The organism is Streptomyces sp. CB02923 (genome assembly GCF_001905005.1).
GTDB lineage: Bacteria > Actinomycetota > Actinomycetes > Streptomycetales > Streptomycetaceae > Streptomyces.
This window is the reverse complement of the sequence record NZ_LWKZ01000026.1, coordinates 377,655-391,805: the sequence shown is the minus strand read 5'-3', so window position 1 is coordinate 391,805 and position 14,151 is coordinate 377,655. Positions and strand designations below refer to the sequence as shown.

The window sequence follows — 14,151 nt, the reverse complement described above, 5'->3', positions numbered from 1 at the left end:
CGGGCGGCCGGTTCCGGCGGAACCGGCCGCCCGGGTCAGCTGAACGCCGCGGCGAAGGAGGTGAAATCGGCGGTGCGCCACCGCTCGGGCCGCATCCGGACGGTCACGTCGGTGGTGAGCTGGCCGGCCGTGGCGGCCAGGTAGGCGCGGGCGGTCTGCGGCGGCAGGTACCGGTGGGCCAGCGCCGACCGCTCGGCCGCGTCCACCCGGTCCTCGAAGGCGACCACCGGGCCCTCGACGCTGACGTACCGGTACGGCGCCGCCTCCCGCTGCACGCAGAGGCCGAGCCGGCCCGACGCGCGGACCAGCCGCGCCTTGACGGACTCCCGGCCGGTGAGGACGACGACCTCGCCGCCCGGCCGGTAGGCGTACCAGACGGGTACGAGCAGCGGCGTCCCGTCCGGGGTGCCGACTCCCAGTACGGCCACGTGCGCGCCGGCGAGGAACGCCTCCCGGGCGGCCACACTCATCGCGAGGGACATGCCTGATCAACCCCATCGTGCGCCGGAGAAATGCAGGAGAAATGCAGGAGAAACGGAAGAGGTACGCGGGGGGAGGGCCCGGCAAGGGCCCGGGGAGAGCCCGGGAGGGAACATCCGGGCCGGTACGCGCGGCGGGGTGCCCCGCCGAGGGGACGGCCGGCCCGCCCCCGCGCGCCGCGTGACCTCCATGCCACCCGGAAAAAATCGGGTGCACTAGGCAGTTACCCAGCAAACCGTTCCCGCTGTTCACTCGTGCGGATGATACGGAACGTTCCGGTGAGCAAACACGAGCCGGTCATGAGCGGTGTACCACCGCCCGCGCAGCCGTGCGCCCCGCGGCGGGGGTGAAGCGGCCCCGGCGAGGAGTTTGCGGACGGCCCCGGATGCGCAGAAATCGTGGCGAACGTGTCCATGTGCGGAGGACCGGCCGACAGTGGCCCTCCGAGCACCGACCGGCGGCGCGCCCGCCGCTGCACGCCCGGCGTCGGCACCCGTATCCACACCGCCCGCACCGCCCGCACCGTGTACGGAACGGGAGTCGCTCGCGGTACGGGCCGGTACGGGGCCGGTACGGGGCCGGTACGGGCCTCCGCTGTCCCGCCCCGGGACTCCTGCGCTCGGCCCCGGTCCCGGAGCGTCCCCATGCCCGCTCCGCCGAGCCCCTCGCGACCCCCGCCCCGTACCGCCCCGTACCGCCCCGTACTGCTTCGTGCCGCCCCGTACTGCTCCGTGGAGGTCCGTATGCCTGATGAGGAGACGACGGGACCACAGCGTCCCGGCCCGCCGCCGGTCGGCCGCCCTGCCCGGCCGCCCGACGACGCGAACGAACGTCCACCGTCGCCCCGTGACCCGCGCGCACTGTGGCCCGCGCTCGGCACGTCACGGCAGGCCCGGCGCGGCGCGCTGCTGGCCCCGCTGGCGCGGACCGCGGGCCCGCCCCCGCAGCAGCAGCACATCACCTGGGTGGGAGACCTCCAGCAGGGCGACGGCGGCAAGGGCGCCATGACGGACCGGCTGGCGCCCGCCCACCAGATCGCCGTCCGCGTGCAGGGCGGTGACAACGCCGGGCACACCACGGTCTTCCGGAACGCGGCGGACGAGGTGCACACCCTCAAGAACCACCTGCTGCCGTCCGGTCTGCGCCACCCCGGCGTGCTCGGCGTCATCGCCAACGGGGTCCTGGTCAACCCGCAGACCCTCGCCGACGAGATCGCGTCGTTCGCCGCGCGCGTACCGGGACTGCACCGGCGGCTCGTGGTCAGCGACCGGGCCCATCTCGTCCTGCCGCTGCACCGGCTCGTCGACGGCCGCCAGGAGAGCGGCGGCGGCCGCTGCTCGGACGTGATCGGCACCACCCGGCGGGGCATCGGCCCGGCCAACGTCAGCAAGGCCAACCGCATCGGCATCCGGGTACGCGACCTGCGGGACCCGGACCTGCTGCGGCGCCGGATCGAGCAGAACGTGCGCTTCTTCGGCCTGCCGTCCGGTCACGCCGACGCCGATCTGACCTGGCTGGAGACCTACCGCGAACCGCTGCTGTCCCTGGCGGCGGACACGGTCGCACTGCTCGGCGCCGCGGCCGACGGCGGGTACTCGGTCCTGATGGAGGGCGCACAGGGGCCGGTGCTCGACGTGGAGCACGGCACGTACCCGTACGTGACGACCTCGCCCACCGCCTTCTACTCCGTCACCAGCGGCACCGGTCTGGACGGCTCGCTGGTCGGCCACCGGGTCGGCGTGCTGAAGGCGTACCAGACCATGGTCGGCAACGGCCCCTTCGTCACGGAGGACGCCGGCGAACTCGGTGACCGGCTGCGCCGGTCCGGGGAGGAGTTCGGCACCACCACGGGACGCTCCCGGCGCTGCGGCTGGCTGGACCTCGCGCACGCACGGTGGGCGGCCGGCTTCAACCGCTACACGAGCGTGGTGGTGACCAAGCTGGACATCCTGGACGACTTCGACCGTATCGGCGTGTGCGTGGGATACCTCCTGCCGAACGGGGAGTACGGCGACTTCGTGCCGGACCACGCGTACCTGGAGCGGTGCCGCCCGCTGTACTGCTGGCTGCCCGGCTGGCGCCGCCGCACCCGCGGCCTGGCCCGCTACGACCAGCTCCCGCCCGAAGCCCTCGGCTTCCTGCGCTACATCGCCGACTTCCTGGGCGTCGAAGTGGCCGCGGCCGGCATCGGCCCGGCCGACGGGGACCTGATCGTCGACCCCGCCGCACGCCTGGCCGGCCTGCTGCCCCCGCCCGCGGCGGCGGGACTGCTGCGGGCGGTCCGTACCGGACGAGAGAAGAGGACGGCGCCATGACACCGGACATCGGCCACGGACACAGTCACAGTCACAGTCAGGGTCACGGTCACGGGCCGGCCGCACGTGCGGCCACGGCGTATCCGGCCGGGGCCGGACCGGAGGGCGGACCCGCCGGGCCCGCGCTGAAGAGTCTGTGCGTGTTCTGCGGCGCCGGGGCGGGGGTGCGGCCCACGCATGTCCAACTCGCCGCACGGGTGGGGCAAGCCTGCGCCCGGCGCGGTATCCGCGTCGTCTACGGTGCGGGCGGCGTCGGCGTGATGGGCGCGCTGTCCGACGCCGTCCTCGCCGAGGGCGGCAGCATCACCGGGGTGATCCCGCAGGCCCTGATGGACCGGGAGTACGGACGGCACGACCTGACCGAGCTGCGGATCGTCGGCTCGATGCACGAACGCAAGGCCCTGATGCACTCCCTGAGCGGCGCCTTCCTCGCCCTCCCCGGCGGCTACGGCACGCTGGAGGAACTCTTCGAAATCACCGCCTGGGCCCAACTGCGCCTGCACCACAAGCGCATCGTGCTGCTGGACGACGGCGGCTTCTTCAACCCCCTCAGCCGGATGCTGGACCACGCCCGCGACGAAGGGTTCCTCTCCGACGCCGACCGGCAGCTCGTCCAGCACGCCAAGTCCGTGGACGACGCACTGCGTCTGGCCGCCCTGCCGCCGGGCCCGTCCGCGGAGTCCCCGGCGGTCGGCCCCGCACAGACCTGACGCGCGCCGATGCGCCACCCCGCCACCCCGCGCCTCCCGCTCCCTCCCCCCAGGCCGAGACAAGGAGCAGCACCCCATGCCGGACGACGGAAGACCCCCTCGCTATCCCTTCTCCTTCCGGGGCGACCAGCTCGCACCCGAACTGGCCGAGTCGGTGGCACACCGCCCGATCCGGCGCGTACGCACCAACACCGGCACCGACGCCTGGCTGGTCACCGGCCACGAGCAGGTGCGCTCGGTGCTCCGGGACCGCCGCTTCAGCCTCACCCTGACCTCCGACCCCTGGATGCCCCGGCAGGATCCGCTCATCCCGCCGCTCACGGTCACCGACATCCGCACCCACTGCGAGGACGCCGGGCTCCTCCAGGAACTCTTCCGGGGCGTGGGCCCCCACCAGCAGTATCTGACGCCCGCACGCGTCCGGGAGATCGCCACCGGCCTGCTCGGCACTTTCCTGGCCGGGGAGCAACCGGGCGACCTGGTCGACGGGTTCATCCTGCCGCTCTCCCGCGCGCTCAGCATGGAGCTGCTGGGGCTGGACCCGGAGGGCTGCCCGGACAACGCCACCATCTTCATGACCTTCCGTACCGGGCCGGAGAGCCAGGACGCGGTGCCGGAGAGCTGGCTGCTGGCCCACGCGTGGATGAAGGGGCGCCTTGCCGGGCTGCGCGCGGGCGGCGACGGCCTGCTGGGCCGGCTCATCGCCCTCAGCGACGCGTCCGGCGTGCTGAACGACGAGGAGGTCGCCGACCTCTTCGTCTTCCTCCTCATCTCCCAGTTCGGCAACCCGGCCACCTTCCTCGGCGCGGCGAGCGTGGGCCTGATGCGCCACCCGGAGGTGATGGGCCGACTGCGGGCGGACCCCGGGCTGCTGCCGCAGGCGGTCGACGAACTGCTGCGCTGGACGGTCTTCCTCGGCGACGCGCTGCCCCGTATCGCCCGCGAGGACGTGCTCCTCGACGGCGTCCTCGTCCAGGAGGGCGACCTCGTCCTGGTGTCCACCGACGCGGCCAACCAGGACCCGCGGGTCTTTCCCGACCCGCACCGCCTGGACATCGACCGGCCTCCCGGCCCGCACCTGCGGTTCAGTGACGGCCGGCACCGCTGTCCGGGCGGCCCGGTCGCCCGGATGCAGGCCGCCGAGACGCTGCGCGTGCTGCTGGGGCGGACCGACGACCTGCGCCTGGCCGTGCCCGCCGACGCCATCGCATGGCACCGCTATTACGCCGTCACGCTGCCCGTGTCGGTGCCGGTCCACTGGACGGCCCGCGGCGCGGCTGCCGGGCATCTGCCCGGTGCCGGGGGGACGTGACGGGTCCGCGGTCCCGGGTGCGCCGTTCCGTCAGCCCGTGAAGCCCCCGTCGCGCAAGATCCTGTCGATCCGGGCGCGGTGGGCGGTCTCCCAGGCGCCGGGGGTTTCGCGGGCCTCCCCGGCCAGCTTTTCCTCGGCGTCGCGGAGTATCCGCTCACGGCGGTCCCCGGGGGCGACCACGACGCCTTCCTCGTCGGCCACCACGACGTCGCCGGCGCGTACGGTCACGCCACCGCAGCGCACCGGGCCGTTGAGGGGCGCGACGGCCGCCTTGGCCCCCGGAACGGGAATGACGCCGCGCGCGAAGACGGGGAAGCCCGCCTCCCGCACCTCGGCGAGGTCACGGATCAGCCGTCGGCGACGATGCCCGCGACCCCACGACCCCGCGACCCCGCGACCCCACGGCGCCGCGCGACGGCACAAACGTTTCCTCCGGCCAGGGCGTAATCCATGTCGCCCGACTCGACGACGATGACCGCACCGGGCTCCGCGCGGTGGACGGCCGCGTGCAGCATGAGGTTGTCGCCCGGCGGGCACCGCACGGTGAACGCGGGCCCGGCGACGCGCGGGACCGGGGACCACAGCGGGCGGATTCCGGCGTCCAGGCTTCCGGTACCCCTTTGCCGGTCTTTGACGGCCGTACGGGATCCTCCGCCCGGCCGCCCGGCGCGAGGCTGCCAGAACCGGGTGCTGAAACCGTGGCGTGCTGACGACACCGACTGCCGCGACGCCGGCCGAACCGCCCGCCTGCTGCCCGGTGGACACGGCACAGAGGCCATTTATGCTGGTGGCCGCGGTACCCCCGTACGTCCCCGTGACCTGGGAACCAGGGGCGTACCGACGGACGACGACGCAGGTCCGCACGGGCGCGTGTCCCGCCCGGCGACGCCGGTCTCCCGGCGGGCCCCCGCTGCCGTACAACCCGAACCCGGCCCTGCCCGCCCAACTGAGACCGCGCAAACCGAAACCGCGAGGACCACACCACGATGATCACCACGGAACGCCTCCGCCTGCGCCCGCTCACCGACGCCGACACCGACTGGTGGGTACGGCTGCACGCCGACGAAGAGGTCAGCCGGTTCGTCGGCGGTTACACCCACCAGCAGGCAGCGGCGCGCCTGCGCGGCATAGCGCAGCAGTGGGCCGAGCGCGGCCACGGGCTGTGCGCCGTGGAACTGCGCGGCACCGGCGAGACGATCGGCCGCAGCGGACTGAACTGGTGGGAGGAGTACGGCGAGACCGAGATCGGCTGGACCTTCGCCCGTGCGCACTGGGGGCGGGGATACGCCACGGAAGCGGCCCTCGCCGTCCTCGCGTGGGGCTTCGGCACCCTGGGGCTGCAGCGGATCACCGCCATGGTCCACCCCGACAACACCGGTTCGTCCGCCGTCGCCCGGCGCCTCGGCTTCACGCCCTTGCGCGAGGACACCGTCCTCGACCGCCCGTGCACCGTCTACGCCTTGGACCGGGAGCACTATTCCGCTCCCTGACCGCCGGGACCAGGGGACGAGAGGGACGCGGGGGACGCAGGGGACGGCGGGGGACGCAAGGGCACCGTGGGACGGCCGAGCCCGCGCCCCCGGCCGTACGGTGCACGTCACAGCGTCGTACGCCGTACACACTCCTCGACGACCGACCGCAGGCTCCCCGTACGGTGCAGCCGCTCGCGCTGGATGTGCGCCCCGTTGCCGCGGTCCATCAGGGTGTCGAGGCGCTCCTTGGCGAGCCGCAGGTCACCGGTGTCCTCCAGCGCCTCGCTGACATGGTCGAGCAGGGCACGGACCACGGCCTCGGCGGGCGCCGGTGTCCAGGTGAGCGGATGGATGAGGCGGCCGGACAGCCCGGACCGGCCGGCCCGCCAGGTCGCCAGCCGCAGCAGACCGATCCCGGCGGGGTCCGGTGGCTCACCCGCCCGCCAGGCACGGGCGGCCGTCTCCACCAGCCCGCGGGTCAGCGCGGCGAGCAGCACCGTGTCGTCCGACTGAAGGCAGACATCGGCCACCCGGATCTCGACGGTGGGGTAGTGCCGCGACAGCCGGGCGTCGAAGTAGATCATGCCTTCGTCGATCAGGGTGCCGGTCGCGAGCATCTCCTGCACCCGCCGGTGGTAGTTCTCCGCACTGCCGAAGAGCTCCACGGGCCCGGAGGACGGCCAACGGCCCCACACCCGGCTCCGGTAGCTGCTGTACCGGGTGTCCTCGCCCTGCCAGAAGGGCGAGTTGGCGCTCAGGGCCAGCAGCGTCGGAAGCCACGGGCGGATGCGGTCGAGCACGGCCACGCCCTCGTCGTCCGACTCGACGGACACATGGATGTGGCAGCCGCACGCGAGCTGCTCCTGCGCGGTCCGGCCGAACTCCTCCTCCAGCCGCTGGTAGCGCTCGTGGAAGTTGAGGGACGGCACGACGGGCAGGGGAGAGGTGGCCAGGGCCACCAGCTCCGTACCGGCCCGGCGGGCCTGTCGCGCCGCCTCACCGCGCCAGCGCCCGACCTCCTCGGCCAGGTCCTCGATCAGCAGCCGGGGGCGGGTGGCGATCTCCAGCTGCTCGCGGTGCAGTTCCTTGTCCAGGGTGGAATCGTCCGGAGCCGAGGCCAGCACGGCCCCGGAGGCAGCTCGCGGCTGTCCTGAGTGCGGGTCCACCAGGAGAAGCTCTTCTTCCACACCCACGCTCCGCATACGACAGCCTCTCTCGACCGGCGACGGTCAGCAGGACGGCTTTTTCGTGTCTGCTGACATAGGAGACGCTTGCGCGGCACGGCACAAGGGGTCAGGCGGCCACGGAGTGGCGTGATGAGAACGGGGAACGGCAGGAGTGCGGGGCGGTGCCTCCGGCGCCCCACCAGGCCCTCAGCGGGCGGGCTTTGCCCAGGTGAGTACGTAGCGGCGGAGTACGTGCCGACGGTAGCGCACGCCGGGCAGCAGCCGCTGCGCCACGGACCGTACCTGACCGTAGGTCATCAGTGGGTCGGCAGTCGGCATGCCCACAGGACCGCGCGCCCGGCGCAGCACCTTCGTGATGCGGACGACCGGGGCGGCCGCGAGAGTCACCGCGCGCTCCGCCGCGGTCCCGTCGCGGGCCAGGCCGACCATCACCAGGGCGCCGCCGGGACGCAGCAGCTCGCGCATCCGCACGAGGGCGGCCTCGAAGTCCATGTGGTGAACGGTGGCGACAGAGCAGATGAAGTCGTAGCCAGAAGAGGGTAGTTCGGCGGTGAGGAAGTCACCCTCGACGAAGGTGGTGGCGCCGGGGCCGGAGCCGGGCCGGTGCCCGTGAGCCAGGGCGATCATCCGGTGCGAGGGGTCGATGCCGGTGACGCGCTTCGCCCGCCCGGCCAGCTTCCGCGCGAGCAGACCGTCCCCGCATCCGACGTCGAGCGCGTCGCCGCACCCCTCCGGAACGGACCGGAGGATGCCCGGGTGCCGGGCGACGTTGGTGTTCCAGTAGGGGTCGGGATCCGTCGGGCGCATCGGCGCATCGTAGTGCTGACGCCGGTGAAGTCGTCGGGCGGGGGACGGAGGGCGGGGGCAGGGGAGAACCGGGGAGGGCGGCCATATCGTCCACGCGCCGCCGCCGAGGCGGTTGGACGACGGTTGGACATCGGCGCGCCCGCGCCCGGAACTGCTCTCATGGAGGCGTCATGAGGCGTCATGAGGCGTCACGAGACGGACGAGGGGCGGGCCCATGCCGGTGGTGCGGACCAACGGAATCAGTCTCGCGTACGAGGAGTACGGGGCCGGGGAGCCGGTCGTGATGGTCACGGGCACCGGAGCGCCGGGGCGGGTGTGGCGCGCGCACCAGGTGCCCGCCCTGACCGCGGCCGGATACCGGGTGATCACGTTCGACAACCGAGGCCTCCCGCCGAACGGCCGTTCCGGGGAACCCTTCACCCTCGACGACATGGCGGCCGACCTCGCGGGCCTCATCGCCCACGTCAGCCCGGAGCCCTGCCGCGTGGTGGGTTTCTCGCTGGGCTCGGTCGTCGTACAGGAACTGCTCGTGGCCCACCCCGGACTCGTCCGCAGGGCCGTGCTGATGGCGCCCATCGGCCGGTCGGACACGCTGGTCCGCGCCATGGCCGCGGCCGAGATCGACCTGTGCGACAGCGGCGTCGCGCTACCGCCCCGGTACGCGGCCTACGTCCAGGCCCTGCAATACCTGTCGGGGGAGACGCTCGGCGATCCGGAGCGGCTCCAGGGCTGGCTGGACGTTTTCGAGATGACGGCGGACAACGGAATGGCCGGACTGCGCGGGCAATTGGGGCTCCAGGTGATCCCGGACCGGCGTTCCGCTTACCGGAGTATCCGGTGTCCGTGTCTCGTCATCGGATTCGCCGACGACCGGGTCGCTCTCCCGCACCTGGCCGCGGAAGTGGCCGGGTGCATTCCCGGCAGCAGGTACACGGAGATCTCCGGATGCGGCCATTTCGGGTATCTGGAAAATCCCGGCCCGGTGAATTCCGCGATCATCGAATTCCTCGCGGAGCCGGAGCCGGAGCCGGAGCCGGAGCCGGAGCCGGAGCCGGATCCGGAGCCGGATCCGGAGCGGTGAGTGGTGGGCTCCGTCAGAAGTGCCCCAGCGTGGCCCGGATGCGCTTCTTGTCGGGCTTGCCCACGGGAGTCAGCGGAATCTCGGTGACCAGGTGCAGCCCGGTGGGCGCGTACATCTCGCCCTTGTGCCGGGTGACGAAGTCCCGCAGCTGCTCCAGCTCCAGCGGGCGGTCCGGCGCGGGGACGACGGCGACGTGCACCTCCTCGCCGGCGTCCGCGCCGCGCATGCCGAACGCCGCGCAGTGGGCGACGGCCGGGTGGGTGAGGAGCAGGTCCTCCAGCTCGCTGGTGTACACATGGCCGCCCACCACGATGATCATGTCCTTGAGCCGGTCGACGATGTACAGGTAGCCCTCGTGGTCGAGGTAGCCCATGTCCCCGGTGTGCACCCACCCGTCGCGCAGGACCTCGGCGGTGAGCTCGGGCTGCTTCCAGTAGCCGGTCATGGCCTGGCCGGAACGTACCCGGATCTCGCCCACCCCTCCGAGGGGTACGGGATCGCCCTGCGCGTCGTGGATGGCGACCTCGACGCCGGGGATCACCCGGCCGACCGTGGCCTGTCCCTCCCGGGGCATGTTCCGGTGCTCGTCCGGGCCGATGACGGTGATGTGGCCCGCCTCGGACTGGCCGTAGCCGCCGAACAGGACCGCGCCGAAGGTCTCGTGCGCCTGTCGCAGCCGTGTCGGCGAGGCGGCGCACCCGCCGTAGGTGATCCGGTGGACGCTGGACAGGTCGGTGGCGGCCAGGCCCGGGTGGTCGAGCAGACGGTAGATGAGCGGCGGCAGCAGCCACAGGTGGGTGATCCGCTCGCGTTCGACGGCGGCGAGCACCTCGCCGGGGTCGAAGGAGTGCTGGAGGACCACGGAGCCGCCGGCCAGGAAGGTGGCGTCGGCGATGTTGCCGGCCACGTGGGCGAGGGTGGTGCAGGCCAGGAAGCGGGGCGGTTCGCCGGCGCCGATGGAGCCGAAGGCGAGCATGTCCTTGTAGGGGCCGTGGGACATGCGGACGCCCTTGGGGACGCCGGTGGTGCCGCCGGTGTGGCGAATGCACCAGTCGTCCTCGGGGCGCGCCGCGCTCCGTACGGGGAGCGGGTCGTGCCGCGCGGCGCGCGCCAGCAGGTCCTGGCCGTGCGGGCCGGGGCCGAAGGAGAGGACGTACGGGGGCCGCGTGCGGGCCAGCAGGCTCTCGGCGGCGTCCGGCAGATCCGGGTCGATCAGCAGCACCGCGGTGTCCACGCTCTCCGCGATGTGGGCGAGCGTCTCGGGGGCCATGCCCTGGTACAGGAAGACGGCCCGAGCGCCGAGCAGGTTGGCGGCGTACCGCGCGGAAAGGGCCTCGGGCCGGTTTCCGGAGAGCAGGGAGACGGTGCTGCCGCGCCCGACGCCCCAGCCGGACAGTTCCCGCGCGATGCGGTACACGCTGTCGCGGAATGCCCCGGCGGTGACCTGCCGGCCGCCTGCCGTGGTGATGACGGGGCGGTCCGGAGTTTCCGACAGCACCGCGAGGACGGATTCGACATAGGTGCAGAAGCCGCTTGCAGGTGAATTCACCTCTGCGGCAGTGATGTCAGCGGTCATGAAGTATGCCTCCCTACTTATGTAGGCGATTACTACTTCTCGGTAAGCTAACAACTGGTTGCCGTATGAAGGTGTCGTGCCGATGAACAGCGTGTGATGTCTGAAAAGTGTCTGGCGCGTCACGCTTGCTTATGCCTGGCGAGGCCGCTGTGCTCGCCGGAACCGGAGGCCTCAGCTGACGCCCAGCGTGCGGTCGAGGAGGGGCAGCAGGCGGTCCCAGTGCTGCTGCAGTGCCTCGGCGCTGAAGGCGTCGGTGTCGGACATCGTGAAGCCGTGGATGCTGCCGGGGTAGATCTCCGAGGTGTGGTCGATGCCCGCGGCGTCCAGGGCCTGGTTGAGCTCGTCGAGGGCCGCGGGCGTCATGTCGGTCTCGGCGTGACCGAGGTGGACCCGGGCGGTGAGGGTGGAGAGGAGGCGGCGCAGGCTGTCGGGCCCGTCGGCGCCCACGGGGCCGTGGAATCCGGCGACGGCGGCCACCTGGCCGGGGTGGGCCGAGGCGGTGCGCATCGCCAGCAGGCCGCCTATGCAGTAGCCGGTCACCCCGACCGGCCCGGCGCCGACCTCGGGCTGTGCGGTGAGGAATCGGAGGTAGGCGTCGGCGTCGCCCAGGATGCGTTCGGGTTCGGCGGTGTGCGCCTCGATCAGGGGCATCAGCCGGGCGATGAGCGCGGGCCGGACGTCTTCCCCGATGTGCTCGGGAAGTTCGGTCAGCGGTGTCGGGCCGTGCCGGTAGAAGACGTTGGGGACGAGTACGTAGTAGCCGTGCCCGGCGAGTTCGCGGGCCAACTCCCGCACCACGGGACGGATGCCGAAGGCGTCCGCGTACATCAGCACCCCTGGGTGCCGACCGCCGCCGTCGGGAAAAGCGGCGAAGGCGTCGGCCCGGCCGTCCGCGGTGGGAATCTGCAGGTTCTTGGTGGGCAAGGTCTTCCTTCCTCGGAGTTCACCCGAACAACGTTTGTCGTACTAACGTTTTCGGCGCGAGTGAACGTACATCGTTGGTCCGTCTAACGCAATGGGTAGGATGGACGCATGACCGGAGCCGAAGCCGCGGACCTGCCCGACGGCAGCGCGCCCAGGACCCCCCACCGGCTGCGTCGGCGGGCGAGCCGGCTGTTGTCGCAGCTGACCATGCGGTCGGACCGCCTGATCACCGAGGGCCTGGCCCGGGCCGACGCCCGCAAATGGCACTACGCCGTGCTCGCCTCCCTCCAGGAGTACGGGCCGGGCAGCCAGGCGGAGCTGAGCAAGCGCTCCGGCATCCACCGCAGCGACATGGTCGGCGTCCTCAACGAACTCGCCGAGCGTGACCTCGTCGAGCGGGCACCGGACCCCGCGGACCGGCGCCGCAACATCATCACGATCTCCGCCCGGGGCCGCCGTCACCTGCACCACCTCGACAAGCTCCTGGACGACCTGCACGACGACCTGCTCGCACCGCTGAACCCGGCCGAACGCGACCAGTTCGTGCACCTGCTCACCCGTCTGCTGGACCACCACACCCAGGCCCCCGAACCGGCATAGCACCGACCCCGTCTCACGACGGCCGACGCCCGCGCCGCACCGGATCAGCCTCCGGGCGCACGCTCACCGCTGCTGTACGACCGTCGGCTCATGGGCAGTTGCTGCTTCGGGGTGATGTGCCGGGCGGGCGTCACCGGGGCCGCCGCATTCCGCCTGCCGTACCTGGAGGACGCCGACATCCGCATCACCTACACCTCCGAAGGCACGGTCGACTGTCTGGTGACTGCGCCCGGCCATGCCACCCTGACCGCGGTCGTCCGGCTGGGGTTCAGCGTGTACGACGGCGGCCGGGTCCCGGCCGCCGGGGCGTGCGTCACCCCGGCGGCCGGAAGGGGCGGCCGGCCGTCATCGGCCGCCCCCGGCCCTCAGGGGCGGCCGCCGCCCCTGAGCTGCATGTCGACGTCGACCACGCCTTCGACGGCCCGTGCCAGGCGCGCCGCCACCGGTATGAGCGAGGTGTCGCCGATGGTGCCGGCGAGGGTCACGATGCCCTGGGAGACCTCGACGGTCAGGTGATTCCTCCGGGATGCGAAGAGCTGGCCGACGACCGTCCGCCGGACCTCCTCGGCGATGTCCTCGTCCTCGCGCAGGAAGACCTTGAGGAGGTCGCTGCGGCTGACGACGCCTTCGAGCCTGCCGAGGGCGTCCACCACCGGCATCCGTTTGATCCGGTACCAGGCCATGGTGCGCGCGGCCTGCGCGAGGGTGGCGTCCGCGTGCACGGTGACGGCGGGCGCCGTCATCAGCTCGTCGGCCGTGACACCACCGGACTTGATCAGGGCGTCCAGTACGCGCATCTGCTCGATGCGCGAGGGCGTGTGGTCGCGGAACTCCTCCTTGGGCAGCAGATCGGCCTCGGACACCACACCGACCACCCGCCCCTCTCCCTCGACGACGGGCAGGGCGCTGACCTTCCACTGCTCCATCGTGCGGACGATCTCCTTGAACGGGGCGGCACGGCCGATACTGATCACGGTGCGGGTCATCACGTCGCCGACGGTGCGAGGGCTGTTCCCCTGCGTCACGGGCTCCTGCATCACGGACTCCTTCAGCGCGGGCTCCTTCTCCCAGGGTTGTGCATCGCGGGCCCGTGCACCACACACCCGTCCATCGTGCCCGGAGCCGGAGCCGGGACTTTGCCCGGAGCCGGGGCCGGCGGCGTGAGGAGGATTCGCCGGCCCCGGCGCCCTGAACCTGTGCCCGGACTCCGGGCGCCCGGCCGGAGCCCGGACACAGGTGGTCAGTGCACGCCGCGCCCGTACGGCCCGTAGAGGTCGAGCAGCCGGGTGCGCTCGCACTGCAGCCGGTCCCCGATCACCTCGGCGTACCGGAGCACCAGCGCGTGCCCCAGCGCGGGGTCCTCGCGGCACAGTTCCCGTACGTCCTGCGCGTCGAACTCCCAGGCACGCACGGGGCTCAGGGTCTCCGCCCCCAGATGCCAGCTGTACGGCGGGAACAGCCACGACCAGCCCAGCAGGTCGCCCGGGTGCAGCGTCCCGACCACCGCGGCCCGGCGGCCCGGCACCCGGACGTCGAGCTGGACCGCTCCGGTACGGATGATCCAGAAGCGGTCGGCCTTCCGGTCCTCCTCGAAGATCCGCGTCCCGGCCGGGAAGGAGACCTCCCGGGCCCGCGCCATCAGCCGCTCACGGTGCTCCGCCGGCAGCGCACCGAGCCGTCCGGTCGT

Annotated in this window: 13 protein-coding genes and 1 pseudogene; 6 read left to right on the top strand and 8 right to left on the bottom strand. The window is 72.6% G+C overall.

All coding sequences use genetic code 11. The features are described from left to right. Positions 1–35 precede the first annotated feature (35 nt). Complete coding sequence (locus A6A06_RS33305) at positions 36–482, bottom strand: pyridoxamine 5'-phosphate oxidase family protein (protein ID WP_073766588.1); 447 nt, start codon at positions 480–482, stop codon at positions 36–38. A gap of 741 nt (positions 483–1,223) precedes the next feature. Between A6A06_RS33305 and A6A06_RS33300 the strand changes: the two genes are divergently transcribed. From A6A06_RS33300 to A6A06_RS33290, 3 genes are all read left to right on the top strand, one after another. Next, on the top strand, positions 1,224–2,795 hold the full coding sequence (locus A6A06_RS33300; RefSeq protein ID WP_073766586.1) for an adenylosuccinate synthetase: 1,572 nt from the start codon (positions 1,224–1,226) through the stop codon (positions 2,793–2,795). A 140-nt stretch (positions 2,796–2,935) separates the two neighbouring features. Next, positions 2,936–3,505, top strand: a complete 570-nt coding sequence (locus A6A06_RS33295; RefSeq protein ID WP_242441080.1) for a TIGR00730 family Rossman fold protein — start codon at positions 2,936–2,938, stop codon at positions 3,503–3,505. Between the two features lie 76 nt (positions 3,506–3,581). Continuing rightward, on the top strand, positions 3,582–4,817 hold the full coding sequence (locus A6A06_RS33290) for a cytochrome P450 (protein ID WP_073766584.1): 1,236 nt from the start codon (positions 3,582–3,584) through the stop codon (positions 4,815–4,817). A gap of 30 nt (positions 4,818–4,847) precedes the next feature. Here A6A06_RS33290 and A6A06_RS33285 read toward each other — a convergent pair. Next, a pseudogene (locus tag A6A06_RS33285) lies at positions 4,848–5,533 on the bottom strand (RraA family protein). Positions 5,534–5,803: 270 nt separating this feature from the next. Here A6A06_RS33285 and A6A06_RS33280 point away from each other — a divergent pair. Then, positions 5,804–6,307, top strand: a complete 504-nt coding sequence (locus tag A6A06_RS33280) for a GNAT family N-acetyltransferase (protein ID WP_073766582.1) — start codon at positions 5,804–5,806, stop codon at positions 6,305–6,307. A gap of 107 nt (positions 6,308–6,414) precedes the next feature. On the opposite strand, the gene A6A06_RS33275 is transcribed toward A6A06_RS33280, so the two are convergent. Together A6A06_RS33275 and A6A06_RS33270 are read right to left on the bottom strand one after the other, a co-directional pair. After that, positions 6,415–7,491 carry a glutamate--cysteine ligase 2 gene (locus A6A06_RS33275; RefSeq protein WP_073766580.1) on the bottom strand — a complete coding sequence of 359 codons (1,077 nt, stop codon included), beginning with the start codon at positions 7,489–7,491 and terminating at the stop codon, positions 6,415–6,417. A gap of 171 nt (positions 7,492–7,662) precedes the next feature. Continuing rightward, positions 7,663–8,283, bottom strand: a complete 621-nt coding sequence (locus A6A06_RS33270) for a class I SAM-dependent methyltransferase (RefSeq protein ID WP_073766578.1) — start codon at positions 8,281–8,283, stop codon at positions 7,663–7,665. 214 nt (positions 8,284–8,497) lie between these two features. On the opposite strand from A6A06_RS33270, the gene A6A06_RS33265 reads away from it, so the two are divergent. Next, positions 8,498–9,364: an alpha/beta fold hydrolase gene (locus A6A06_RS33265; RefSeq protein ID WP_079194532.1), complete on the top strand. Its 867-nt coding sequence runs from the start codon at positions 8,498–8,500 to the stop codon at positions 9,362–9,364. Positions 9,365–9,377: 13 nt separating this feature from the next. Here the strand turns inward: A6A06_RS33265 and A6A06_RS33260 are convergent, their stop codons facing one another. Together A6A06_RS33260 and A6A06_RS33255 are read right to left on the bottom strand one after the other, a co-directional pair. Next, the gene (locus A6A06_RS33260) at positions 9,378–10,940 is read right to left on the bottom strand and encodes an AMP-binding protein (RefSeq protein ID WP_073766576.1); all 1,563 of its coding nucleotides are present in this window, start codon (positions 10,938–10,940) and stop codon (positions 9,378–9,380) included. A 171-nt stretch (positions 10,941–11,111) separates the two neighbouring features. Next, positions 11,112–11,864: a dienelactone hydrolase family protein gene (locus A6A06_RS33255; RefSeq protein WP_073766574.1), complete on the bottom strand. Its 753-nt coding sequence runs from the start codon at positions 11,862–11,864 to the stop codon at positions 11,112–11,114. 108 nt (positions 11,865–11,972) lie between these two features. On the opposite strand from A6A06_RS33255, the gene A6A06_RS33250 reads away from it, so the two are divergent. Further along, positions 11,973–12,464, top strand: a complete 492-nt coding sequence (locus tag A6A06_RS33250; RefSeq protein ID WP_073766572.1) for a MarR family winged helix-turn-helix transcriptional regulator — start codon at positions 11,973–11,975, stop codon at positions 12,462–12,464. 365 nt (positions 12,465–12,829) lie between these two features. Here A6A06_RS33250 and A6A06_RS33245 read toward each other — a convergent pair whose 3' ends face one another. Further along, entirely contained in the window at positions 12,830–13,501 is a 672-nt protein-coding gene (locus A6A06_RS33245) for a CBS domain-containing protein (protein WP_073766570.1), read from the bottom strand. Between the two features lie 203 nt (positions 13,502–13,704). Next, the gene (locus A6A06_RS33240) at positions 13,705–14,103 is read right to left on the bottom strand and encodes a cyclic nucleotide-binding domain-containing protein (RefSeq protein ID WP_079194570.1); all 399 of its coding nucleotides are present in this window, start codon (positions 14,101–14,103) and stop codon (positions 13,705–13,707) included. Positions 14,104–14,151 lie beyond the last annotated feature (48 nt).

Bases quoted from the DNA above. Each gene is read 5' to 3' on its own strand.
- A6A06_RS33305 (WP_073766588.1), bottom strand. From the start codon at position 482: ATGTCCCTCGCGATGAGTGTGGCCGCCCGGGAGGCGTTCCTCGCCGGC.
- A6A06_RS33300 (WP_073766586.1), top strand. From the start codon at position 1,224: ATGCCTGATGAGGAGACGACGGGACCACAGCGTCCCGGCCCGCCGCCG.
- A6A06_RS33290 (WP_073766584.1), top strand. From the start codon at position 3,582: ATGCCGGACGACGGAAGACCCCCTCGCTATCCCTTCTCCTTCCGGGGC.
- A6A06_RS33280 (WP_073766582.1), top strand. From the start codon at position 5,804: ATGATCACCACGGAACGCCTCCGCCTGCGCCCGCTCACCGACGCCGAC.
- A6A06_RS33275 (WP_073766580.1), bottom strand. From the start codon at position 7,491: ATGCGGAGCGTGGGTGTGGAAGAAGAGCTTCTCCTGGTGGACCCGCAC.
- A6A06_RS33270 (WP_073766578.1), bottom strand. From the start codon at position 8,283: ATGCGCCCGACGGATCCCGACCCCTACTGGAACACCAACGTCGCCCGG.
- A6A06_RS33265 (WP_079194532.1), top strand. From the start codon at position 8,498: ATGCCGGTGGTGCGGACCAACGGAATCAGTCTCGCGTACGAGGAGTAC.
- A6A06_RS33260 (WP_073766576.1), bottom strand. From the start codon at position 10,940: ATGACCGCTGACATCACTGCCGCAGAGGTGAATTCACCTGCAAGCGGC.
- A6A06_RS33250 (WP_073766572.1), top strand. From the start codon at position 11,973: ATGACCGGAGCCGAAGCCGCGGACCTGCCCGACGGCAGCGCGCCCAGG.
- A6A06_RS33245 (WP_073766570.1), bottom strand. From the start codon at position 13,501: ATGCAGGAGCCCGTGACGCAGGGGAACAGCCCTCGCACCGTCGGCGAC.
- A6A06_RS33240 (WP_079194570.1), bottom strand. From the start codon at position 14,103: ATGGCGCGGGCCCGGGAGGTCTCCTTCCCGGCCGGGACGCGGATCTTC.